The following is a 23062-nucleotide window of genomic DNA, read 5'->3' on the forward strand; positions in this document are numbered from 1 at the left end:
GCCGGCGCCCCACTATGCCAGCCGCTGCGCGGCAAATGCCACATACCAGTCCAGACAGCCCGGATTCGCCATCGCGTCCCGGTTCAGCACCTTCTCGATCGGCTGGCCCAGCAGCAGCTTCTTGATCGGCAGCTCCTGCTTCTTGCCCGACAGCGTGCGCGGGATCTCGGCCACCTGAAAAATGTCGTTCGGTACGAAGCGCGGGCTCAGCGCGGTCTTGATCGCGTTGTTGATTTTGGCGCGCAGCGCGTCGTCCAGCGTCACGCCAGCGCGCAGCACCACGAACAGCGGCATGTAGCTCTCGCGGCCCAGGTATTCGAGATCCACCACCATGGAGTCGAGCACCTCGCTCAAGGCTTCGACCGCACTGTACAGCTCGCTGGTGCCCATGCGCAGGCCGTGGCGGTTAATGGTGGCGTCACTGCGGCCATAGATGATGCAGCCGCCGTTGGCACCGATCTTGAGCCAGTCGCCGTGGCGCCAGACGTTCGGGTAGGTGTCGAAGTAGCTCGACAGATAACGCCGGTTGCCCTCGTCGCCCCAGAAGTACAACGGCATGGACGGAATCGGCTGGGTGCAGACCAGCTCGCCGACCTCGCCGATGACCGGCTGGCCCTGCTCGTTCCAGGCCTCGACCGCGCAACCGAGCTGGCGGCACTGCATCTCGCCGGGCACCTGCGGCAGTTCGCGATTCCCGCCGATAAACGCGCCCGCAAAATCGGTGCCCCCAGAGATGTTGCACCACCAGATATTCTGGACGCCAAGCTTGCGGAACTGCGCGGTGCCCCAGCGCTGCACGTCTTCGCTCAGTGGCGACCCGGTGGTGCCGAGCGCACGCACGCGGCTCAGGTCGCCGCAGGCTTGCAGGTCGATGCCGGCCTTCATGCAGTTGCCGTAAAACGCGGCACCGGCGCCAAAGAAGGTCACGCCGGTTTCGGCCGCGAAGCGCCACAGCGTGGTCCAGTCCGGGCCGCCGGCACTCGCCGGCTGGGTACCGCCCGGGCTGCCGTCGTACAGGCACAGCGTGGTGCCGTTCAGCAGGCCGGCCATCTGCGCGTTCCACATGACCCAGCCCGTCGTGCTGTACCAGTGAAAGCGTTCGCCCCACGAATTGGCCGCATAGCTGCAGCCCACGTCGTTGTGCAGTACGTTCAGCAGCAGCCCCACCAGCACCAGGCCGCCGTGGCCGTGCACGATGGGCTTGGGCAGGCCTGTGGTGCCGCTCGAATAGACGATCCACAGCGGATGGTCGAACGCCAGCCACATCGGTTCGAACGCCTCCACTTCGGCATCATTTCGGGCCGTAACCCGCGTGAACATTTCGCTATCAGCTATTACATTGGTAGCAGACAGGTTGTTGTAGGCAACCACGTGCGTGAGCGTGGGCAGCGCCGCGCGCAGCTCGGCCACCACCGCCGTGCGGTCGAAATCGCGCCCGCCGTAGCTCACACCGTCGCAGGCAATCAGCACCTTGGGTTCGATCTGCCGGAAGCGGTCCAGCACGGCGTTGCTGCCCATGTCGGGCGCGCAGATGCTCCACACACCGCCGATGCTGACCACGGCCAGAAACGCAATTATGGCCTCGGGAATATTCGGCAGATACGCCGCCACGCGGTCGCCCGGCTGCACGCCCATCGCCTTCAGGTGCAGCGCCAGCGAGGCGACCTGGCGGCGCAACTCGGGCCAGCTCAGCTCGCGCGGCATGCCCTTTTCGTTGCGGCTGATGATGGCCGGCATGCCCGCGGCGTGCGCCGCATCGGCATGACGGAACACCTGCTGCGCGTAGTTGGACTGGGCGCCGGGAAACCACTGGGCGCCCGGCATCTTGCTGCTGCCCAGCACGGCGCTGTGCGGTGTCGGCGAGCGCAGCTCGAAGTAATCCCACAGGCTTTGCCAGAACGCTTCGAGGTCGCTCACCGACCAGCGCCACAGCGCGTCGTAGGACTCGAAGATGAGGCCGCGCTGCTCGCGCAGCCAGTTCTGGTACAGGCGGATCTGGGGAATGTGGGGAGGTGTTTTTGTCTCGTTCATGGCCTCCATAATGGCACGAAGCACCCATCGGACAAAATGACCATGACACCACTGCCAGCACCCCGACTCGAACATATCGCCGACCTCACGGTGCAGGTTGCCGCGCCGATCGAAGCCGGCCAGGTGGCCGGACTGAACAGCCGCGGCCGGCGCCGCATCATTCCGATCACGGGCGGCAGCATCAAAGGCCCGCGGCTGCACGGCCGGGTGCTGCCGGGCGGCGCCGATTTCCAGCTGGTGGTCTCCGGCACGACGACCGACCTCGATGCACGCTACCTGATTGCACTGGAGGGATCCGAGTTTGGCGGCGAGCACATCTTTGTGCAGAACCACGCGCTGCGCCGCGGCACGGCCGACGACATCGCAAAACTGGTGCGCGGCGAACCGGTCGACCCCGCCGCCATTTATTTCCGCTGCGTGCCGGCGTTCGAGGTGTCGTCGCCGGCGCTGGCATGGCTGACAGAGAGTCTGTTCCTGGGCACCGGTGCACGCTATCCGGACCGTGTCGAGATGAGTTTCTTCCGCGTCGCCTGAACCGCGATCAGTGCCGCTGCCGGGACGCGTGGCTGCTGCGACGCAGCTTGTACGACGCGGCCATTGCCCTTAGCATCGCGGCACTTTAACGAGGAGTGAGGAATGGGAATGTTCGACTGGACAGAGAAAAATGCGGCGGTTCTGCAGCAGGGCGGCGTGATCGGCCCCGACGAGCGGCTGCCCTGGCCGCAGACCGCCGCGATGGGCGTGCAGCACGTGATCGCGATGTTCGGTGCCACCGTGCTGGCGCCGATCCTGATGGGTTTTGACACCAACATCGCGATCCTGATGAGCGGCATCGGCACGCTGATTTTCTTCGCCATCACCAACGGCAAGGTGCCGAGCTACCTGGGGTCCAGCTTTGCCTTCATCGGCGTGGTGATCGCGGCCACGGGCTTTGCCGGCAAGGGGCCGAACGCCAACATCTCGGTCGCGCTGGGCGGCATCGTCGCCTGCGGCGTGGTGTACATCCTCATCGGCGCCATCGTGCACGCCATCGGCACGGGCTGGATCGAGCGCGTCATGCCGCCCGTCGTCACCGGCGCCGTCGTGGCCGTGATCGGGCTGAACCTGGCGAGCGTGCCAATCAAGAACATGGCGTCCAGCAACTTCGACTCGTGGATGCAGGCGGTCACCTTCGTCAGTGTGGGGCTGGTCGCCGTGTTCACGCGCGGCATGGTGCAGCGCCTCTTGATCCTGATCGGCCTGGTGATGGCGAGCCTGATCTACGCGGTGTTTGCCAACGGCATGGGCCTGGGCAAGCCGCTGGATCTCTCGGGTGTCGGCAGCGCCGCGTGGGTCGGCCTGCCCCACTTCACCGCGCCGGTGTTCAGCGCCAACGCCATGCTGCTGATCGTGCCCGTGGTCATCATCCTGGTGGCCGAGAACCTGGGCCACCTCAAGGCCGTGACCGCGATGACCGGCAAGGACCTGGACCCCTACCTGGGCCGCGCCTTCATGGGCGACGGCATCGCCACCGTGCTCAGCGCCGGTGTGGGCGGCACCGGCGTGACCACTTATGCCGAGAACATCGGCGTGATGGCGGCGACCAAGATCTACTCGACCGCGGTGTTCGTCACGGCCGCGCTGATCGCCATCGTGCTCGGTTTTTCACCGAAGTTCGGTGCTGTCATCCAGGCCATCCCGCTGCCGGTGATGGGCGGCGTCAGCATCGTGGTGTTCGGCCTGATCACGATCGCGGGGGCCCGCATCTGGGTCAGCAACCAGGTCGATTTTTCGCAGAACAAGAACCTGATCGTGGCCGCCATCACGCTGATCATCGGCACCGGCGACTTCACGCTCAAGTTCGGCGACTTCGCGCTGGGCGGCATCGGCACTGCAACGTTTGGTGCGATTCTGCTGTACGCTTTGCTGAATCGCAAAACCTGAAAGCTGTTGCATGCGCATCTGGAAAAAACCGATCTCGACCGAAGAACTCACCGCCATCCATGTCGATACGGCGGTGCAGCACCTGGGCATCGAATTTCTCGAAGTCGGCGACGACTTCATCCGCGCGCGCGTGCCGGTCAACACCCACACGCGCCAGCCGTACGGGCTGTTGCACGGCGGCGTGAGCGTGGTGCTGGCCGAAACGCTGGGCTCGTGCGGCGCGGCGTATTGTTGCCCCGAGGGCTACCGCGCCGTCGGGCTGGACATCAACGCGAATCACCTCAAGGGCGCCATCAGCGGCTGGGTCACCGGCGTCACGCGTCCGGTGCACATCGGGCGCACCACGCAGGTCTGGCAGATCGACCTGTCCAACGCCGCCGGCGAGCTGACCTGCGTGTCGCGCATCACGATGGCGGTGCTGGCGCCGCGTTAATAGCCCCCACGCTTGCCACTGCGTGGCGGCGCTGGGCTCGCGCAGCGTGCGTGCGCGCTAGCTGTACAGTGGAACGAGCCCATGCCGGGCCTTCGCTATGCACGTGCCGAGGCATCACGCGTCGGCCCGGCCCCGAGGGGGCTGACCCTGCTCGGGGCGGCCCATCGCTGCGGTCGTTATGAATCAAACCGGGTTGTAGCCCTTACACAGTCTTCACAAGCGGCTATAGTTTCAATAGCGACGCCATAACTACTCTGCTTGCGACCTGGCCAGCTTCTCGCTCTTCCAGTACACGTCGTCGCCCACCGTGCCGTCCGTGCGATAGCGGTTCAGCACGCGCGCGAGCACAAACATCAAATCAGACAGCCGGTTCAGGTACTGGCGCGGCGTGTCCTTCAACGTTTCTTCACTGCCCAGCGCGACCACCGCGCGTTCGGCGCGGCGCGCCACGGTGCGGCACACATGGGCCTGCGCGGCGGCGCGCGTGCCGGCCGGCAGGATGAACTCCTGCAGCCGCGGCAGCGCTTTGTTGTGCCCGGCCAGCGCCTGGTCCAGCGCCAGGAGCGCCTCGGGCTTGAGCAGTTCGTAGCCGGGAATGCTGAGCTCGCCGCCCAGGTTGAACAGCTGCTGCTGGATCTCCACCAGCAGGGTGCGCACCGCGGCGGGCATGTCCTCGCACAGCAACAGGCCGATGTGGGAGTTGAGCTCGTCCACGTCGCCCATGGCGTGTACGCGCAAGCTGTTTTTGGACACGCGCGTGTTGTCACCCAGGCCAGTGGTGCCGTTGTCGCCGGTGCGCGTGGCGATTTGAGTCAGTCGTTTGCCCATGAAGCTCTCTTGTCGTTGCTGTACCGAGTTGATTGTGCGCCGTCTTTAGAAGTGTTTCGCGAAGCAGGGAAATGTATCTGAGGCAACTGTTTTGTGAGGGACGAAACACCGGGCAAGAATGCTGGCCGGATGGCTGTCGCTGCGTTGCAATGAAGTCTTGCTCAACTTCACTGGAGTCCCTCCATGAAAGCCAAACGACGATGCATCCCCAACTTCGAAGCCCGCAGCGTGATGATCATTGCCGCCTGGGCCCTGGGCAGCGCCGCCGCCGTGCATGCACAGACCCCTTACTCGCCGTCGCCACGTCGGGGCGCACCGATGACGACGCCATCCGGCAGCATGGACCCATCCAGGCCGGCGCCAGCCACGACGGCTTCATCTCGCGCGCGGAGTCGGAGTATGACCAGACCATGAAGTAGCCGCGGGCCGTTAATGCCTGGCACGTCCCCGGAGGTGGTCAATCCCGGCCGCCTTCGGGGACGCTGTGCTTTTGGGGTTCGTGCGCCGGGGTCGTCGCAATATGCGGCAAGGATTAAACTGGCAAGTCAGTTTGGAGACATTGCATGAACGCCCCCACCGCCATCGCCCACCTGGTTCCTGAAATCAACCTGCGCCCCGTGCCGCCTGCGCTGATCGAGGCGCTCCAGGCGCGCTTTGGCGCGCAGTGCTCCACGGCGCTGGTGGTGCGCGAGCAGCACGGGCGCGATGAATCGTCGTTCGAGGCGCCGCCGCCCGCCGCCGTGATTTTTGCCGAGAGTACGCAGGACGTGGCCGATGCGGTGCAGCTCGCGAGCCAGTACGAGGTGCCGGTGATTCCGTTTGCCGTCGGCTCCTCGCTGGAGGGCCATCTGCTCGCGGTGCAGGGTGGCATCAGCATCGACGTGAACCGCATGAACCGCGTGCTATCCGTCAACGCCGACGACCTGACCGTGACGATGCAGCCGGGCGTGACGCGCAAGCAGCTCAACGAGGAGGTCAAGAGCACCGGCCTGTTCTTCCCGATCGACCCGGGCGCCGACGCCTCGATCGGCGGCATGGCGGCCACGCGCGCGTCCGGCACCAACGCCGTGCGCTACGGCACCATGCGCGAGAACGTGCTGGCGCTGGAAGTCGTCACCGCCAGCGGCGAAGTGATCCGCACCGGCACGCGCGCCAAAAAGAGCAGCGCCGGCTACGACCTGACGCGCCTGCTGGTGGGCTCCGAGGGCACGCTGGGCGTGATCACCGAAGTGACCGTCAAGCTGTATCCGCTGCCGGAGGCGATCTCGGCCGCGATCTGCTCGTTCCCGAGCATCGAGGCGGCGGTGCGCACCACCATCGAGGTAATCCAGCTCGGCGTGCCGATCGCGCGGGTGGAACTGATCGACCACCACACCGTGCGCATGGTCAACGCGCACAGCAAGCTCGGCCTGCGCGAGGAACCGATGCTGCTGATGGAGTTCCACGGCTCGCCCGCCGGCGTCAAGGAACAGGCCGAAACCGTGCAGGAGATTGCCAGTGAACACGGCGGCAACGCGTTTGAATGGGCCACCACGCCCGAGGAGCGCACGCGCTTGTGGGCGGCGCGGCACAACGCCTACTTTGCCGCGATCCAGTCCCGGCCCGGCTGCCGCGCGATCTCCACCGACACCTGCGTGCCGATCTCGCGGCTGGCCGACTGCCTGCTCGACTCGGTGGTCGAGGCCGAGGCCAGCGGCATTCCCTACTTTCTGGTCGGCCATGTGGGCGATGGCAACTTCCACTTCGGCTACCTGCTGGACCCGAACGACCCGCAAGAGCGCGAGGTAGCCGAAGACCTGAACCACAAGCTGGTGATGCGCGCGCTGAGCCTGGAGGGCACCTGCACCGGCGAGCACGGCGTGGGCCTGCACAAGATGGGCTTCCTGGTGACCGAGGCCGGCGCCGGCGCGGTGGACATGATGCGCACCATCAAGCGCGCACTCGACCCGAAAAACATCATGAACCCGGGCAAGATTTTTACGCTCTGAGCGTTTGGTTTTTGCCGTTTCCTGCGCGCCGGCACGAGCCGGATGCCAATCATTACAACTGCCGCGGATCGCGCCATCCAGCTTTACAAAAAGTAAAGACGGGCCTGCTAGGATGAGTTCAAGAAGCTGGCCGGCAACGGCCGCGCGGCCCCTTGAACGCCACCCAACGCAAGGAAAATACCGTGTCCCTGGCCTTATCGCGACGAACCTGTAGAAAGCTTGCGCCGTTGCTGACGGCCCTGCTGGTGGGCGCTGCCTGGGCCCAGCCGGCACATGACAATCGCGGGACCGGCGGCGCCCATCGTGATGGCGCCCATGAACGCTATGCGTTTCATGGCCGTGACGTGCATCGTTTCGACCACGGCGAGCAGCTCCGCTGGAGCGGCGGACACTGGCGCAACAGCTGCTTCGGCGGTCGCTGCGGCTGGTGGTGGTTCACAGGCGGGCTATGGTATTTTTACGACCAGCCGGTCTACCCCTACCCGCTGGTGGTCTCGGGCATCCAGTATGTCGATCCGGCGATGGCGGGACCCGGGCCCGCGGTGATCACCGCGCCGCCCGTGCCGCAGCCCGCGCCCATCGCCCCGGCGCCGCAGTTCTGGTATTACTGCGACAACCCCCAGGGCTACTTCCCCGACGTCCAGACCTGCAACACGCAGTTCCGGCAGGTAGAGCCGCCGCCGCATTGAGCAGGTGGCACCGGCGCGCCCGAAGGAACCTGAAGCGCCCCGTATCGATCTTAGTTTTTATCGTCAATCAAAGGACTACCGTGCAAACTGGCAAGCTCTCACTCACCGCCCTGTCGCCGCTGTTATGGCTGGCGGCCTGCGCCTCGCCGCCCATGGGTCCGACCGTGCAGGTACTGCCCAGCCCGAACAAGCCGTTCCAGGTGTTCCAGCAGGACCAGTTCGACTGCAAGCAGTACGCGCAGTCGCAGGTGGCCGGCCAGGCCGAGGCGGTGAACCGCGGCACGGCGGGCGCTGCCGCAACGGGCGTGGTGCTCGGCGGGCTGCTGGGTGCCGCCATCGGCAATCACCAGGGCGCGGGCATCGGCGCCGGCGTGGGGGCCATCGCCGGGACCAGCGCCGGCGCGAACTCTGCCGCTTATGGGCAGGGCTCGATCCAGGCGCAGTACAACAACGCCTACGTGCAGTGCATGTATTCCAGGGGCAACCAGGTGCCTGGGGCCGGGCCGCAATACCAGCGCCCGCAGTACTACCCACAACAGCAGCGCCCGCAATACCAGCAGCCGTACCCGCAGCAGTAGTACCGACAGGCGCAACGTGCCCAGCCCCCGCCGGGGGCTCGTGCCTACGCCTTGCGCAGTTTCTCGATCAGGCCATTCAGCTCGTCGAGCGAGCCGAACTGGATCGCCACCTCGCCCATCTCCTCGGTGCGGCCCGCGCGCTTGACGCGCTTTTTCACGCGCACCTCGACGGTGGCCGTGAGCAGGTCCGACAGCTCCTCTTCCAGCCGCTGCAGATCGCGCGATTTCTCTTTTTTGGCGGCGTTCGACGCCTTCGACGAGACCAGGCTGAACTCGACGCTGAGCTTCTTGACCAGCCGTTCGGCCTCGCGCACCGAGAGTTTCTTGGCTGCGATCTGGTTCGCCGCCGTGATCTGGGTGGCCTGCTCCAGCGCCAGGAGGGCCCGCGCATGACCCATGTCGATGTCGCCGGCCATCAGCATGGTCTGCACCGGCCCGGTCAGATTCAGCAGGCGCAGCAGGTTGCTGGCGGCGCTGCGCGAACGCCCCACAGCTTGCGCCGCAGTTTCGTGAGTGAGCCCAAACTCCTTGATCAAGCGTTGCAAGCCCTGGGCCTCTTCCAGCGGGTTGAGGTCTTCGCGCTGGATATTCTCGATCAGCGACATGGCTGCGGCCGACTCGTCGGGCACGTCGCGCACCAGCACCGGCACGCTGTCCAGCCCCGCGAGCCGCGCCGCGCGGAAGCGCCGCTCGCCCGCGATGATCTCGTACTTGCCGGCATTGATGCCCGCCGCATCCCCGTTGAGCAGCTGGCGCACCAGGATCGGCTGCATGATGCCCTGCGCCTTGATCGACTCGGCCAGCTCGTACAGCGCGCCCTCGTCCATGCGGGTGCGCGGCTGGTACTGGCCGGGCACCAGCTCGGTCAGCAACAATGTCGTGGGCAGTCCGGGACTGGGCGCTGGCGCATCGGCTCCGCCCTCGGCCACCTTGGGGCCCAGCAGGGCTTCGAGTCCGCGGCCGAGGCCCTTGGGTTTTTTGGTCACCATTTCTAGTCTTTCATTAAATCGTCGAGCAGTACGTAGCCCTCGGGCCAGCTGCCCAGCCCGGCTTCGGCATTGATGTGGCCGGCGTCGCCATAGTCGATGAACTGCGCGCCCCAGGCCGTGGCGAAACGCCGGGCCCGGTCGAAATCGCACCAGGGGTCGTTGCGGCTGCCCAGCAGCACGCTGCGAAACGGCAGTTTTTGCAGCGGGATCGGCGGCCAGCTCCAGAGCAAGGGGTCGATGTCGTCGCGTTCGACGTCGCCGGGCGCGACCAGCAACGCGCCCTTGACGTGGTGCGTGTTCTTCGAGTGCGCCGCCCAAGCCGCGACCTGGATGCAGCCCAGGCTGTGCGCCACCAGCACGGCGGGCTCATCGCACGAGAGCACGACGTCTTCGAGCCGCGCGATCCAGTCGCCGCGCAGCGGGCGCATCCAGTCGTGCTGCTCCACCCTTTGGTACCCGTGCGCGCGCTCCCAGCGGCTCTGCCAGTGCTCGGGGCCGCTGCCCTGCCAGCCCGGCAGGATCAAGACGTTGGAGGGTTTCATGCTATGAACTCAATAGCTATCTATGCAGAAGGGATAAGGGCTGGAGGCCGATTTCGTTCATCATCACAACGTCTTGATGCGCTCCACCATTTCGCGCGCAAACTCCACATAGGCTTGGCTGCCCTTGGCCGCCGGGTCGAACACCACGCCGGGCAGGCCGTAGCTGGGCGCCTCGGCGAGCCGTACATTGCGCGGGATCACGGTATTGAACACCTTGTCGCCGAAATGGCTTTTCAGCTGGTCGCTGACCTGCTGCTGCAGCGTGATGCGCGGGTCGAACATCACGCGCAGCAGGCCGATGATAGCCAGATCCGGATTCAGGTTGGCATGCACCTGCTTGATGGTGTTGACCAGGTCGGTCAGGCCTTCGAGCGCAAAGTACTCGCACTGCATCGGCACCACCACGCCGTGGGCCGCGCACAGGCCGTTGAGCGTCAGCATGGACAGTGACGGCGGGCAGTCGATCAGAATGAAGTCGTACTGCGACCGTACTTCGGCCAGCGCAGTCTTCAGGCGCTTTTCGCGCCGCTCGATGTCGACCATCTCGACCTCGGCGCCGGCCAGCTCGCGGTTCGCGCCGAGCACGTCGTAGCCGCACTTCTCGCTGCTGACTCGCGCTTCGTTGATCGAGGCGGACTCCAGCAGAACGTCATAAATGGTCAGTTCGAGCTGGCGCTTGTCCACACCCGAGCCCATGGTGGCATTGCCTTGCGGGTCGAGGTCGACCATCAAGACGCGCTGGCCGACCTTGGCCAGACCGGCCGCCAGATTGACCGTGGTGGTGGTCTTGCCAACGCCGCCTTTTTGATTCGCGACGCAGAAGATTTTGGCCATTCGAAGTTTCCTGTTCTTGTTATTGTGATGGCGGCTTATCTGGAAAGGGCCCGCTTGACACCAAAGCCGGCCGGGAACACACCCTTGCGGATGGAAGTGATCAAGGCCATGTTGCCCGGCCCGGAAGCCGTCAAAAAGATACTGGCGGCGACAAACGCGCCGTAATCCGCAATGCCGAACATGAAAAATTTCCCGAAGACAAGGCGGTGAGTTTACGACGCCTTGACGCGCCGCCAGCCCTCCCGCTATTTTTAAGCCGTCTTTTTGCGCAGCCAGACGATGCAGCGCTCGGCATCCAGCCCCGGCACGCTGAGTTGTTCCACGTGAAACACCTCCACCGCGGCCGGCAGCGCCGCGATTTCATCGTCCGGGCGCTTGCCCTTCATGGCGAGCCAGACGCCTTGCGGTGCCAGCGCACCGGCCGACCAGGTCGTGAAGTCGGCCAGCGAGGCAAAGGCGCGCGAACTGATCACGTCATACGGCTCGGTCAAAGACTCGACCCGCGCGTGCAGTCCGCGCAGGTTGGGCAGCTTGAGTCCGGCCGCGACCTGCTGGACGAACGCCGCCTTTTTGGCCACGGTGTCGACACAGGTCACCGCCAGCTCGGGGCAGCAGATCGCGATCACCACGCCCGGCAGGCCGGCACCGGCGCCCACATCGAGCAGCCGCCCGCCCTGCCCCTGGGTCTGCCGGCGCAGCGGCGCCGCCACCGCCAGGCTGTCCAGCAGATGGTGCGTGAGCATCTCGGCGGGATCGCGCAACGCGGTCAGGTTGTAGACCTTGTTCCACTTCCGGATCAGATCCAGATAGCGCAGCAGCAGGTCGGTCTGGGCGGCGTCGAGTTCGACGCCGAGCGCCAGCGCACTGCGGGGCAAAGACACTTGCGGGTCGGCAGGAGGGCGCTGCCGGGTTGAAGATCCGTTAGACACGGATGGCATGAATGAGGTGGTTTGGGTGTTTTTCGACACGCTCACGCCGCGAGGACTTTGCCATTGTTCGCGGCATCGTCAGCCAGACCCTTCCAGCCCCCTTTTTTCAGATGCACCATCAACAGCGAGATGGTCGCCGGCGTCACGCCCGAAATCCGCGAGGCCAGGCCCAGCGTCTCGGGCCGGTGCTTGTTGAGTTTCTGCCGCGCCTCAATGCTCAAGGCCGTGACCTGCATGTAATCCAGATCGGCGGGCAACCTGAGGCTCTCGAAGTGCGCGGCGCGCTCCACCTCGTCCTTCTGCCGGTCGATGTAACCGGAATACTTGGCGGCAATTTCGACCTGCTCGATCACGGTCTTGCCAAAATCGGTTTCACGTGAAACATCGTCCGCAAGCTCGGGGCTCGCGTATTTACCGCCGTCCAGCGACATCAGGCCCGCGTAATGTACGTCCGGGCGGCGCAGCAGATCGGCCAGGTTGTATTCATGCTCGATGGCCCTGCCCAGCACGCGCTCGGACTCGGTGGCCGCCAAATTCTTGGGGTTCACCCAAATCGACCGCAACCGCTCTGTTTCACGTGAAACAGCATCGCGCTTGCGGTTGAAAACGTCCCAGCGCGCATCGTCGACCAGACCCATGTGGCGCGCCGGCTCGGTCAGGCGCGCGTCGGCATTGTCCTCGCGCAGCTGCAACCGGAACTCGGCCCGGCTGGTGAACATGCGGTACGGCTCGGTCACGCCTTGCGTGATCAGGTCGTCCACCAGCACGCCCAGATAGGCCTGGTCGCGGCGCGGCAACCACGCCTCTTCGCCGCGGCACTGCAGCGCAGCATTGATGCCGGCAAACAGGCCTTGCGCCGCCGCTTCTTCGTAGCCGGTCGTGCCGTTGATCTGCCCGGCAAAGAACAGGCCCTGGATGGCGCGCGTCTCGAAGCTGGTCTTCAGGGCACGCGGGTCGAAATAGTCGTATTCGATCGCGTAACCGGGTCGCAGGATATGGGCATTTTCCAGTCCGGCCATCGAGCGCACCAGCGCGTACTGGATATCGAACGGCAGGCTGGTCGAGATGCCGTTCGGGTAAAACTCATTCGTCGTGAGGCCCTCGGGCTCCAGGAAGATCTGATGGCTTTGCTTGTCGGCAAAGCGGTTGATCTTGTCTTCCACGCTCGGGCAGTAGCGCGGGCCCACGCCGTCGATCTTCCCGGTGAACATGGGGCTGCGGTCGAACCCCGAGCGGATGATGTCGTGCGTGCGCGCGTTGGTGTTGGTGATCCAGCACGGAACCTGCCGCGGGTGCTGCGAGGCCTGCCCCATGAAGCTGAACACCGGCATGGCCGCGCTGCCGCCGACCCGCGCCGCGCCCGGCATGCCGTCGCCGGGCTGCTCAAGGCATTTGGAGAAATCGATGGTGCGGCCATCGAGACGCGGCGGCGTGCCGGTCTTGAGCCGCCCCTGCGGCAGCTGCAGCTCCTTCAGACGGCTGCTGAGCGACACCGCCGGCGGGTCGCCGGCCCGGCCGGCCGCGTAGTTGTTCAGTCCGACATGGATCTTGCCGTCCAGGAACGTGCCCGCCGTCAGCACCACGGTCCGGGCCGGGAAGCGAATGCCTACTTGCGTGACGGCACCCACCACGCGGTCGCCCTCCACCATCAAATCGTCCACGGCTTGCTGGAACAGCCACAGGTTGGGCTGGTTTTCCAGCCGGCGCCGGATCGCCGCCTTGTACAGGATCCGGTCGGCCTGGGCCCGCGTGGCGCGCACCGCCGGGCCTTTGGAATTGTTGAGGATGCGAAACTGGATGCCGGCCTCGTCGGTCGCTGCCGCCATGGCGCCGCCCATGGCGTCGACTTCCTTGACCAGATGCCCCTTGCCAATGCCGCCGATCGACGGGTTGCAGCTCATCTGCCCCAGCGTCTCGATGTTGTGCGTGAGCAGCAGCGTCTTGCAGCCCATGCGCGCCGCGGCCAGTGCGGCCTCGGTCCCGGCGTGGCCGCCGCCGACCACGATGACGTCGAATTCTTGAGGGTAGAGCATGGAGGTTCCGGAGGTGCGCGCGCAGCGCGCAGCCTTTGATTTTATCCGGCGCGGCGGAATTTGCCCAATGCCGCCCGCCCGGCCGCGTCACAATACGGGCCATGAAACTTCTGATCTTCGCAGGCAGCACCCGCCAGCACTCGCACAACCGCAAACTCGCCCGCGAGGCCGCAGCCATGGCACGCGCCAGCGGCGCCGAGGTCACGCACCTCGAACTGGCCGACTTCGACATCCCGATGTACAACGCCGACCTCGAAGCGCGCGGCACGCCGCCCGACGTGATGCGGCTCAAGCAGATCATGTACGAGCATCCGGCCTGGATCATCTGCTCGCCCGAGTACAACGCGAGCTACCCCGCCCTGCTCAAGAACACGATCGACTGGGCTTCCAGTCCGGTCAAGTCCGACCCGGCCTGGACGGACGGCTTCAAGTTCTCGCGCGGCAAGGTGGTCGGCGTGCTGAGCGCCTCGCCGGGTGCGCTGGGCGGACTGCGTTCGCAAAGCCACCTGGCGCCGCTGCTGCTCAACGTGCAGTGCTGGGTTGCGCCCGTCAACTTCGCACTGAGTCATGCCGCCGAGGCCTTCGATGCCGAGGGCGCACTGATCGACGAAGCGCATCGCAAGCATGTGCAGGCCGTGATCGACCAGGTGCTGTGGGCCGGCGCGCGGCTTGCGGGCGCCTGACGCTTTATCAAGTCAAATCGGGCTGTAGCCCATATTGGGCAATGACTTTAAGCTATTATTTTAATAGTGCTCGACGTTCCCGCAGGCACCGCTGTGCCTTGCGCGACTGGCCGGCGGAGGCGCCGCGCGGTAAGCTTGAGCGCTATCACCCTGGAGGCCCCTCATGCACATCCCCTCTCTCAAAGAAGTCGTCAGCGCCGAAGAATGGGCGCTGCGCGTTGACCTGGCCGCCTGCTACCGACTCGTGGCGGCGTACGGCTGGAGCGATCTGGTGTTCACCCACATCAGCGCCAAGCTGCCCGAGTCCATCACGCCCGCCGGCGCGCACCACTTCCTGATCAACCCCTACGGGCTGATGTTCGACGAGATCACGGCGTCCAGCCTGGTCAAGGTCGACATGCAGTGCAATAAAGTCATCGAGTCACCCTTCCCGGTGAATCCCGCCGGCTTCGTGATCCACAGCGCCGTGCACGCGGCCCGGCCCGAGGCCGGCTGCGTGCTGCACACGCATACCCGCGCGGGCGTGGGCGTCAGTGCGCAGCAGGGCGGCGTGCTGCCGATCAGCCAGCAGTCCACCTTTGTGCTCGGCTCGCTGGCCTACCACGGCTACGAGGGCGTGGCCTTCCGTGACGAGGAAACCCCGCGCCTGCAGGCCGACCTCGGGCAGGCCAATTTCCTGATGCTGCGCAACCATGGCCTCTTGACCGTGGGCAAGACCATCGCCGACGCGTTTTTGTCGATGTACACCTTCGAGAGCGCCTGCCAGATCCAGATTGCCGCGCAGGCCGGCGGCGCGCTCACCGAGGTCAACCCGCTGATCATCAAGGGTGTGGCCGAGGCCATGCGTGTGCAGACCGGCGGCCTGGGCGGCGCCTTCGTCTGGCCCGCGCTGCTGCGCAAGGCCGAGCGGCTGGACCCCAGCTACAAGACCTGAGACCTCGCCGCTGCAAGATAAAGCCCCAGCGGCTAGCATCGTGGGTTGGTCCGGCGGATCAACCCATTTTTTATTCAAAGGAATTGCATGAAGCTTTACTACTCCCCCGGCGCCTGCTCGCTGTCCCCCCATATCGCGCTGGAAGAGGCGGGCCTGGCCTATGAGGCGATCGCCGCGCCGACCAAGACCCACAAGCTGCCCGACGGCACCGACTACTACACCATCAACCCGCTCGGCTACGTACCGCTGCTGCAACTCGACGATGGCACCCTGCTGCGCGAAGGCCCGGTCATCGTGCAGTACATCGCCGATCAGGCGCCCGCCAAAAAGCTCGCGCCCGCGAACGGCACGCTGGCACGCTACCAGCTGCAGTCGTGGCTCAATTTCGTCGGCACCGAGCTGCACAAGGGCTTCTCGCCGCTGTTCAATCCCGCCACGCCCACCGAGTACAAGACCGTGGTCATCGAGCGCCTGCAGTCGCGCCTGAAGTGGGTGGATGGCGAGCTGGCCGGCAAGCAATACCTGATGGGCGACCAGTTCAGCGTGGCCGACGGCTACCTGTTCACCATCACCAACTGGGCCGCGCCCATGAACATCGACCTGTCGCCGCTGGCCAACCTCACGGCCTACCGCGCGCGCGTCGCGGCGCGCCCCGGTGTGCAGCAAGCCATGAAGGCCGAAGGCCTGCTCAAGTAAGCCACACGTCCAGGTCACTGCACGCCCGCGCGGAGGGCTTGTGGGGCAGCGTTGCAAACGCAAGGCTTGCCCCCATGTGCCTTCCTGTCGACCTTTTCCCGGAGTTCTGATTTATGTCTTCCCTATTTGATCCGGTGCAGGCCGGCGCCCTGCATCTGGCCAACCGCATCGTGATGGCGCCGCTCACGCGCAACCGCGCACCCGGCGCGCTGCCCACGCCATTGATGGCCACCTACTACAGCCAGCGCGCCACGGCCGGCCTGATCGTGACCGAGGCCACCGCCATCAGCCACCAGGGCCAGGGCTATGCCGACGTGCCCGGTATCTGGAGCGCCGAGCAGGTGGCGGGCTGGAAAAAAGTCACCGACGCGGTGCACGCCAGGGGCGGCAAGATCGTGGTGCAGCTCTGGCATGTGGGCCGGGTCTCGCACAACGACCTGCAGCCCGGCGGCCAGGCGCCGGTGGCGCCCTCGGCCATCACCGCCAAAACCAAGACCTACCTGATCCGGGACGGTGTCGGCGCGTTCGTCGACACCTCGGCCCCGCGCGCGCTGGACATCGGGGAGTTGCCCGGCATCGTGCAGGATTACCGCCGCGCCGCGCGCAACGCGATCGAGGCCGGCTTCGACGGCGTCGAGGTGCACGGCGCGAACGGCTACCTGCTCGACCAGTTCCTGCGTTCGGGCTCGAACCAGCGCACGGACGCCTATGGCGGCCCGATTGAAAACCGCGCGCGCCTGCTGCTCGAAGTCATGCAGGCCATCACCCAGGAGATCGGCGGCGCGCGCACGGGCCTGCGCCTGTCGCCCGTAACACCGGCCAACGACGTGAGCGACCCGCATCCGCAACCGCTGTTCGAGTACGTGGTGCGGCAACTGGCGCCGCTGCAACTGGCCTACCTGCACTTCATCGAGGGCCAGACCGGCGGCGCGCGCGACTACGTGCAGGGCGACCAGCCCTTCGACTACGCGGCCCTGCGCGCCGCTTACCGGGCCGCTGGCGGCACGGCCGCCTGGATGGTGAACAACGGCTATGACAAGACGCTGGCCGAGCGCTCCCTCAAGGAGGGGGCCGACCTGGTCGCCTTTGGCAAAACCTTTATCGCCAACCCCGATCTGGTGCAGCGCCTGCGCCAGGGCGCACCCTTGAACGAGCCGGACCGCAGCACCTTCTACGGCGGCGGCGTCAAGGGCTACACCGACTATCCGGCGCTGGCCTCAAACGGATGACGGTCCGAGCCCGATCGGCGACGGCGCCTTCATCACGATGCGCGTGAACAGGCGGTCATAACCCGGGTCGGGCGGGTATTTGCCGGTGAGCGGGTCGCGGTTGGTGGCAAAGGCGGCATCGAGCTCCTGCCACTCGGCGTCCGTCAGCGCGTGCTCCGCTTGCGGCAGGATCAACGACTCCTCCAGCCGCATGTGCTCCAGGTAAAACGTCACATACTTGCGGGCCGCTTCTTCAAACGCCGCCCTGCGCGACTCGCCCAGCAACTCCCAGGCCAGCAGCAAATGCTGCAACTCGCGCACTGCCGCTTCGCCGCGGTGGTGCTCCGCATCGAGTCGCTCGATCGCCTCGGCCATCGCCGGCGCGGCGCGCGCGACCTTCGGAAACAGCAGCAGGGTTTCCTTGGGGTGATGCAGTCGCTCGGGAAATTCGTCGATGTAGAACAGCATGGCGCGCAGCACATCGAAAAATGCCGCGGGCTCGTCCACCGGGCCGCGCTCCACCATCATCTGCAGCGAGCGCAGCATCGCCGCCAGCGCGGCATGTTCGTCCCGAATCACGCGAATGCTCTCATGGATCATGGAAACTCTCCTGCTGAATATTGCATTTAAGCATGCCCCAGCTTGCCATGCCGCGTGTTGATGCAGGTCAAACCGGCCGTGCTGCCGGCGTCACGGGCGGTGAGGCTGCTCCATCGACCGCGCGGGGCGTCCAGCGCTTGAGCAGCAGCGCATTGCTGATCACGCTGACCGAACTCAGCGCCATCGCCGCGCCCGCCAGCATCGGGTTCAGGTAGCCGAACGCGGCCAGCGGAATGCCGGCCGCGTTGTAGGCAAAGGCCCAGAACAGGTTCTGCCGGATCTTGGCCACCGTGCGATCCGAGATGTCGAACGCCGCCGCCACCAGCGCCACGTCGCCGCGCATCAGCGTGATGCCGGCCGCGTGCATGGCCACGTCGGTGCCGTTGCCCATCGCCAGGCCGACGTCGGCCGCGGCCAGTGCGGGCGCGTCGTTCACGCCGTCGCCGACCATGGCCACGGTATGACCTCCTTGCTTGAGTTCCAGCACCCGTGCGGCCTTGTCGCCCGGCAGCACCTCGGCCATCACGTCCCCGGGCGCCAGGCCCAGGCGCGCGCCCATGGCGTGCGCCGCGCCGCGGTTGTCCCCCGAGATCATCACCGTGCGGATACCGCGCGCGCGTAGCAGCGCCAGCGCCTGCCGCGCGCCCGGCTTGGGCTCGTCGCCGAAGGCCATCAAGGCGCGCAGCACGTACCGATCGCCCGGGGCCTGAACAGAAATCTTTTCCGCCATGGCGGACACGGTCGCGCCCTGCGCCTGCAGCGCCGCCGCGCGCGCGGCCAGCGCGCCGAAATCGACCCCGAGCTCCTGCAGCCAGCGCAGGCTGCCGATCCGGTAACTGCGCCCGCGCACCTCGCCTTCGCTGCCGCGTCCCGGCACGGCGCGCACGTCGTCGGGCGCCTCGACCGCCATGCCGCGCGCCTGCGCGGCCGCGACCACAGCGCGCGCCAGCGGATGCTCGCTGCCGCTTTGCAGGCTCGCGGCCGCCGCCAGCAGCGCCGCCTCCATGGTGCCCCCGGCCACCGCCAGCTCCGTCAGCCGCGGCCGCCCCACGGTCAAGGTGCCGGTCTTGTCGAAGGCCACGATGTTCACCTTGTGCGCGAGCTCCAGCGCCTGCGCATCCTTGATCAGGATGCCGTGCTTCGCCGCCACGCCGGTACCGGCCATGATGGCGGCCGGCGTCGCCAGCCCCAGCGCGCACGGGCAGGCAATCACCAGCACCGCCACGGCGTTGATCACGGCGGCCTCGAACGGCGCCCCGGCCCACAGCCAGCCCAGCAGCGTGACCAGCGCCAGCGCCAGCACTACCGGCACAAACACGCTGGAGACCTGGTCCACCAGGCGCTGGATCGGTGCCTTGGCGGCCTGCGCGTCTTCCACCAGGCGAATGATGTGCGCCAGCACGGTCTCGCCGCCCACCGCGTCCACCCGCATCACCACGCGGCCCTCGCCGTTGATCGAGCCGCCGGTGAGCCGGCTGTCCGCGTCCTTCGCCACCGGCAGCGGCTCGCCCGTCAGCATGGATTCGTCCACTTGCGTGCGGCCCTGCAAGAGCGTGCCGTCCACCGGGAAGCGCTCGCCCGGCAGGACCACGATACGGTCACCGACCAGCACCTCGGCCACCGGCACATCCGTGGTCGTGCCCTGCTCGGGGCGGCCCGTCGCGGCGGCGCCTCCATCCGGCGCAATCAGGTGCGCCACCTCGGGCCGCAGCGCCTGCAGCGCGCGGATCGCCGCCGTGGCCTGGCGCTTGGCACGCGCCTCCAGCCACTTGCCGAGCAGCACCAGCGTCACCACCACGGCCGAGGCTTCGAAGTACAGGTGCGGCATGGTGCCGGGCGCGGCGCTGAGCCAGAGCCAGACCGACAGCGCCCAGCCCGCCGTGGTGCCGATCGCGACCAGCAAATCCATGTTGCCGGTCAGGGCCCGTGCGGCATGCCAGCCGGCCTTGTAAAAGCGCGCGCCCAGGATGAACTGCACCGGCGTGGCCAGCGCAAACTGCAGCCACGCGGGCAGCATCCAGTGCCGGCCGAACAGATCCCCTGCCATGGGCAGCACCAGCGGCGCGCACAGCAACAGGCCCAGAGCCACGGGCCCGAAGCCCGCCCAGGGCGAGGCGGCAAGCGCCGCCTCGCCCTGGGCGGGCGTGCGCGGCTCGTAGCCCGCGTCGCGCACGGCACGGCGCAACCGCGCCTCCATCTGCGCGTCCGGCAGGTACACGATGCGTGCCGATTCGGTCGCCAGGTTCACGCTCGCATCCTGCACGCCGGGCACCTTCTTCAGGGCCTTCTCGACGCGCGCCACGCACGAGGCGCAGGTCATGCCGCCGATGCCGATGTCCAGCGTGGGCGCGGAAAGAGTCGTGTTGGTGTTCATGGTGGATAGCGTAATCCTTGCCCCGATGGCAAGATCAAGCCTTGCGGCAGATCAACCCTGCCCGACTCAAGGTCAACGGATTCGCTTGACCTTCCCACCATGGCAGGGTTCAGACTATGCTCTCGACTCACCTTCCACACCAAGGACACCCCATGAACCAGACCTTCACCGTCACCGGCATGACCTGCGGCCACTGCGAAAAGGCCGTGACCCGCGCCATCCGGCAACTCGACCCGCAGGCCGAGGTCAAGATCGACCTGCCCAGCGGCAAGGTCGAGGTGCAGTCGCAGCAGCCGCGCGACGCGCTGACCCGGGCGATTGCCGAAGAAGGCTATGGCGTCGCGGCCTGAACCCGCCAGCGCCGCGACAAGCGTGGGGGCCAGTTACCCTTTGAACATTGGCGAAGCCGCACGTTTTTCGGGCGTGTCGGCCAAGATGCTGCGCCACTACGAATCGCTCGGCCTGCTCGGCCGCGTCGCGCGCACCGATAGCGGCTACCGCCAGTACAGCGCGGCCGACGTGCACACGCTGCGCTTCATCAAGCGCTCGCGCGACCTCGGCTTTTCGATGGCGGAAATCGGAGAACTGGTGAGCCTGTGGCGCAACCGGCGCCGCGCCAGCGCCAGCGTCAAGCGCATCGCACAGCAGCATGTGCACGAGCTGACCGCGCGCATCGAGGCGATGCAATCCATGCAGCGCACGCTGCAGAACCTGCTGCAGCACTGCCATGGCGACGAGCGGCCCGACTGTCCAATCCTGGACGATCTCGCGTCCCGTAGCGCCCTTGATGCAGGTCAATGACGAAGGCCGCGACATGGCGTTCAATCACAGTCATCCGATTCACCCCAGGAGCAGCACATGCAGGTCAACATTGGCGGCATCGACCGCACTCTACGCATCCTCGTCGGGCTGGTCCTGATCGGGCTGGCCACCATTGGCACGATCGGCTGGTGGGGCTGGCTGGGCATCGTCCCGCTGGTCACGGGCGCCATCGGCTGGTGTCCGCCTTATGCCCTCTTCGGCTTCAGTACCTGCGCCACGAAAAGCAAGGCCTGAGCGGCCGTCAATTGCTATCTAATTAATAGCGTATTGCCTTTATTTGGCAAGGGCTTCCGTTCAATTTCCCCTCTGATGGCGCGGCCACGCCGTCACCCCGGCACGACCTCGCCGCCCAGCGCCAGCAGCAAGTCCGGCATCAGCTTGCGCAACTCGCCCGTGGCAATCGCCGCGTCGGCGTCGAAGCCGTCTTCCTTCTCCTGCGAGGTGCCGTCGAACACGCCCTCCAGAAACGCGATCTTCTTGATCTGCAGGCTCTCGGTCAGCAGCAGCGACACGCGGCCCTCCCAGGTCAGCGCCAGCTTGGTCGGCAGCTTGCCGGCCTCGATGTGCTGGCGCACCTCGTCGATGTCGAGCGCGTGATGCGCGTAGCGCACCACCGACTTGCTCTCGTCCGCGGCCTTCAGTTCGCACTCGCGGTCCACGCTGAAGCCGGCCGGCGGCTCCTGGCTGGTCAACCATTCGGACATCGCCGCCGTGGGCGAGGTTTTGGTGTTGAGCAGCGTCAGGGAGAGGCCCTCCAACGACTTCACCAGCGCTGTCACCACCTCGTCGGCCTTGCCCTGGCTGGCGGCATCGACCAGCAGCAGCGAGGCCACCGGGTCGATCCACACATTGATGCGCGCCTGCTTGGTAAAGGCCATCGGCAGCAGCGCCTGGCGCACGTCTTCCTTGATCTCGCGGGTTTCCTTTTTGCCGGGCTTGCGGCCCGTGATGGCCTCGATGTGCGCCACCTGCTCCTGCGCCTTGCGGTTCACCACCGAGCCGGGCAGCACCTTGGCCTCGGTCATGAACTTCAGCAGCAACTGGCCACCGACCGCCTCCACCAGCGGGCCGTGCGCCTCGCCGCGCGGCTCCACCCAGCCTGCCGACTGCTCCTGGCTGGCTCCGCACGCGACAAAGCGCGCGGGCTCCAGCGCCGCTTCCATTTGCGCCACTTGCGCGGACCACCCGGGCCCGATCCGATACACGATCACGTTCTTGAACACTGCTTGCCTTTTCAACGGTTGAATTGAAGTCCGATTGTCGGGGCAAGCGGGCCTGCGCCGGGCACACGGGCCATCACCCGCCAACTTTACAAAGCCTTATCTGCGCGCCACGGTGCAGTTACACGGTCCGCGCAAACTTCGCTTCAACCTGATGCACATGTCGTGGTATCGGGCTTCTTCAACAAGGAAGGCTTTATGAAACTACTCTCCAAACGCATGTTGCTCGCCGGCGTGCTCGCCGGCGCCGGCTTCGCCACCATGGCCCAGACGCCACCACCGCCCGCACCGGCGCCCCAGTCCGGCCAGGCCGCACCCACCCACATGGACCACCACGACCCGGCCAAATGGCAGGCCAGGATGGCGCAGCGTCGGGCCAGGCACGAGGCCGAACTCAAGGCCAAGCTGAAACTGACGCCGGCACAGGAAGGCGCCTGGACCAGCTTCACCGCCGCCATGCAGCCGCCAGCCGGCATGGGTCACATGGGCGCAGACCGCACCAAAATGCGCGCCGAGTTTGCCAGGATGACCACGCCCGAGCGCATCGACAAAATGCGCGCCATGCAGGCCGAGCGCGCAGCCCGGATGGACAAGCGCGCCGAGGCCACCAAGACCTTCTACGCCGCGCTCTCGCCCGAGCAGCAAAAGGTGTTTGATAGCGCCACCCTGCGCATGGCGCGCGAAGGCCACAGGGGCTGGCACGGCCATCACGAACACGAATAGGCCGT

Annotated in this window: 25 protein-coding genes and 1 pseudogene; 15 read left to right on the forward strand and 11 right to left on the reverse strand. The window is 66.3% G+C overall.

What is annotated here, in order from left to right; genetic code table 11:
- Positions 1-12: 12 nt before the first annotated feature.
- Entirely contained in the window at positions 13-2031 is a 2019-nt protein-coding gene (locus EUB48_RS21005; protein WP_142820988.1) for an acetoacetate--CoA ligase, read from the reverse strand.
- A gap of 42 nt (positions 2032-2073) precedes the next feature.
- Here EUB48_RS21005 and EUB48_RS21010 point away from each other — a divergent pair, with 42 nt between their 5' ends.
- The 3 genes from EUB48_RS21010 (at position 2074) to EUB48_RS21020 (ending at position 4387) form a co-directional block, all read left to right on the forward strand.
- On the forward strand, positions 2074-2565 hold the full coding sequence (locus EUB48_RS21010) for a DUF3237 domain-containing protein (RefSeq protein WP_338052409.1): 492 nt from the start codon (positions 2074-2076) through the stop codon (positions 2563-2565).
- 102 nt (positions 2566-2667) lie between these two features.
- Positions 2668-3954, forward strand: coding sequence for a solute carrier family 23 protein (locus tag EUB48_RS21015; RefSeq protein WP_142820990.1), 1287 nt, complete (start codon positions 2668-2670; stop codon positions 3952-3954).
- A gap of 10 nt (positions 3955-3964) precedes the next feature.
- Entirely contained in the window at positions 3965-4387 is a 423-nt protein-coding gene (locus tag EUB48_RS21020; protein ID WP_142820991.1) for a hotdog fold thioesterase, read from the forward strand.
- 249 nt (positions 4388-4636) lie between these two features.
- Here the strand turns inward: EUB48_RS21020 and EUB48_RS21025 are convergent, their stop codons facing one another.
- On the reverse strand, positions 4637-5215 hold the full coding sequence (locus tag EUB48_RS21025; RefSeq protein WP_142820992.1) for a cob(I)yrinic acid a,c-diamide adenosyltransferase: 579 nt from the start codon (positions 5213-5215) through the stop codon (positions 4637-4639).
- 200 nt (positions 5216-5415) lie between these two features.
- On the opposite strand from EUB48_RS21025, the gene EUB48_RS21030 reads away from it, so the two are divergent.
- The 4 genes from EUB48_RS21030 to EUB48_RS21045 all read left to right on the forward strand — a co-directional run bounded on the left by EUB48_RS21030 (position 5416) and on the right by EUB48_RS21045 (position 8470).
- Positions 5416-5634 carry a hypothetical protein gene (locus EUB48_RS21030; protein ID WP_142820993.1) on the forward strand — a complete coding sequence of 73 codons (219 nt, stop codon included), beginning with the start codon at positions 5416-5418 and terminating at the stop codon, positions 5632-5634.
- A gap of 144 nt (positions 5635-5778) precedes the next feature.
- Positions 5779-7203, forward strand: a complete 1425-nt coding sequence (locus tag EUB48_RS21035) for an FAD-binding oxidoreductase (RefSeq protein ID WP_142820994.1) — start codon at positions 5779-5781, stop codon at positions 7201-7203.
- A 152-nt stretch (positions 7204-7355) separates the two neighbouring features.
- A complete protein-coding gene (locus tag EUB48_RS21790; protein WP_244618281.1) occupies positions 7356-7892 on the forward strand; it encodes a hypothetical protein in 537 nt (178 codons plus the stop codon).
- Between the two features lie 80 nt (positions 7893-7972).
- Entirely contained in the window at positions 7973-8470 is a 498-nt protein-coding gene (locus EUB48_RS21045) for a glycine zipper family protein (protein WP_142820995.1), read from the forward strand.
- A 44-nt stretch (positions 8471-8514) separates the two neighbouring features.
- On the opposite strand, the gene EUB48_RS21050 is transcribed toward EUB48_RS21045, so the two are convergent.
- From EUB48_RS21050 to mnmG, 6 genes and pseudogenes are all read right to left on the reverse strand, one after another.
- Complete coding sequence (locus EUB48_RS21050) at positions 8515-9459, reverse strand: ParB/RepB/Spo0J family partition protein (protein WP_142820996.1); 945 nt, start codon at positions 9457-9459, stop codon at positions 8515-8517.
- A 2-nt stretch (positions 9460-9461) separates the two neighbouring features.
- Entirely contained in the window at positions 9462-10001 is a 540-nt protein-coding gene (locus EUB48_RS21055; RefSeq protein ID WP_142820997.1) for an RBBP9/YdeN family alpha/beta hydrolase, read from the reverse strand.
- Positions 10002-10064: 63 nt separating this feature from the next.
- Positions 10065-10835, reverse strand: a complete 771-nt coding sequence (locus EUB48_RS21060; RefSeq protein WP_142820998.1) for a ParA family protein — start codon at positions 10833-10835, stop codon at positions 10065-10067.
- A 65-nt stretch (positions 10836-10900) separates the two neighbouring features.
- Positions 10901-11017 (reverse strand): annotated as a pseudogene (locus EUB48_RS21065) (lysine transporter LysE); the annotation flags it as partial.
- A gap of 69 nt (positions 11018-11086) precedes the next feature.
- The gene (rsmG, locus tag EUB48_RS21070) at positions 11087-11773 is read right to left on the reverse strand and encodes a 16S rRNA (guanine(527)-N(7))-methyltransferase RsmG (protein WP_142820999.1); all 687 of its coding nucleotides are present in this window, start codon (positions 11771-11773) and stop codon (positions 11087-11089) included.
- A 32-nt stretch (positions 11774-11805) separates the two neighbouring features.
- Complete coding sequence (mnmG, locus tag EUB48_RS21075) at positions 11806-13797, reverse strand: tRNA uridine-5-carboxymethylaminomethyl(34) synthesis enzyme MnmG (protein ID WP_142821000.1); 1992 nt, start codon at positions 13795-13797, stop codon at positions 11806-11808.
- Between the two features lie 101 nt (positions 13798-13898).
- On the opposite strand from mnmG, the gene EUB48_RS21080 reads away from it, so the two are divergent.
- The 4 genes from EUB48_RS21080 (at position 13899) to EUB48_RS21095 (ending at position 17339) form a co-directional block, all read left to right on the forward strand.
- Positions 13899-14480, forward strand: a complete 582-nt coding sequence (locus EUB48_RS21080) for an NADPH-dependent FMN reductase (protein WP_142821001.1) — start codon at positions 13899-13901, stop codon at positions 14478-14480.
- A 163-nt stretch (positions 14481-14643) separates the two neighbouring features.
- A complete protein-coding gene (locus tag EUB48_RS21085) occupies positions 14644-15414 on the forward strand; it encodes a class II aldolase/adducin family protein (RefSeq protein ID WP_077562085.1) in 771 nt (256 codons plus the stop codon).
- Between the two features lie 87 nt (positions 15415-15501).
- A complete protein-coding gene (gene gstA / locus EUB48_RS21090; RefSeq protein ID WP_142821002.1) occupies positions 15502-16110 on the forward strand; it encodes a glutathione transferase GstA in 609 nt (202 codons plus the stop codon).
- 113 nt (positions 16111-16223) lie between these two features.
- Positions 16224-17339: an alkene reductase gene (locus tag EUB48_RS21095; RefSeq protein ID WP_142821003.1), complete on the forward strand. Its 1116-nt coding sequence runs from the start codon at positions 16224-16226 to the stop codon at positions 17337-17339.
- Here the strand turns inward: EUB48_RS21095 and EUB48_RS21100 are convergent.
- Both EUB48_RS21100 and EUB48_RS21105 read right to left on the reverse strand, forming a co-directional pair.
- Positions 17328-17918 (reverse strand): hemerythrin domain-containing protein, encoded by a 591-nt coding sequence (locus EUB48_RS21100; RefSeq protein WP_142821004.1) that lies wholly within the window; start codon positions 17916-17918, stop codon positions 17328-17330. The genes EUB48_RS21095 and EUB48_RS21100 overlap by 12 nt on opposite strands.
- 67 nt (positions 17919-17985) lie before the next feature.
- Positions 17986-20292 (reverse strand): heavy metal translocating P-type ATPase, encoded by a 2307-nt coding sequence (locus EUB48_RS21105; RefSeq protein WP_210411670.1) that lies wholly within the window; start codon positions 20290-20292, stop codon positions 17986-17988.
- A gap of 152 nt (positions 20293-20444) precedes the next feature.
- Between EUB48_RS21105 and EUB48_RS21110 the strand changes: the two genes are divergently transcribed.
- Genes EUB48_RS21110 through EUB48_RS21120 form a run of 3 tightly spaced genes read left to right on the forward strand, consistent with a single transcriptional unit; the run spans position 20445 to position 21348 of the window.
- Positions 20445-20642: a heavy-metal-associated domain-containing protein gene (locus EUB48_RS21110; protein WP_142821005.1), complete on the forward strand. Its 198-nt coding sequence runs from the start codon at positions 20445-20447 to the stop codon at positions 20640-20642.
- Positions 20626-21093 carry a Cu(I)-responsive transcriptional regulator gene (cueR, locus tag EUB48_RS21115; protein WP_142821006.1) on the forward strand — a complete coding sequence of 156 codons (468 nt, stop codon included), beginning with the start codon at positions 20626-20628 and terminating at the stop codon, positions 21091-21093. The genes EUB48_RS21110 and cueR overlap by 17 nt, the downstream gene beginning before the upstream one ends.
- Positions 21094-21150: 57 nt before the next feature.
- Positions 21151-21348 (forward strand): YgaP family membrane protein, encoded by a 198-nt coding sequence (locus EUB48_RS21120; protein ID WP_142821007.1) that lies wholly within the window; start codon positions 21151-21153, stop codon positions 21346-21348.
- A 92-nt stretch (positions 21349-21440) separates the two neighbouring features.
- Here the strand turns inward: EUB48_RS21120 and EUB48_RS21125 are convergent, their stop codons facing one another.
- Positions 21441-22337 (reverse strand): recombination-associated protein RdgC, encoded by an 897-nt coding sequence (locus tag EUB48_RS21125; protein WP_142821427.1) that lies wholly within the window; start codon positions 22335-22337, stop codon positions 21441-21443.
- Between the two features lie 195 nt (positions 22338-22532).
- On the opposite strand from EUB48_RS21125, the gene EUB48_RS21130 reads away from it, so the two are divergent.
- Positions 22533-23057 carry a Spy/CpxP family protein refolding chaperone gene (locus EUB48_RS21130; RefSeq protein WP_142821008.1) on the forward strand — a complete coding sequence of 175 codons (525 nt, stop codon included), beginning with the start codon at positions 22533-22535 and terminating at the stop codon, positions 23055-23057.
- Positions 23058-23062 lie beyond the last annotated feature (5 nt).

The organism is Rhodoferax sediminis, assembly GCF_006970865.1.
GTDB lineage: Bacteria > Pseudomonadota > Gammaproteobacteria > Burkholderiales > Burkholderiaceae_C > Rhodoferax_A > Rhodoferax_A sediminis.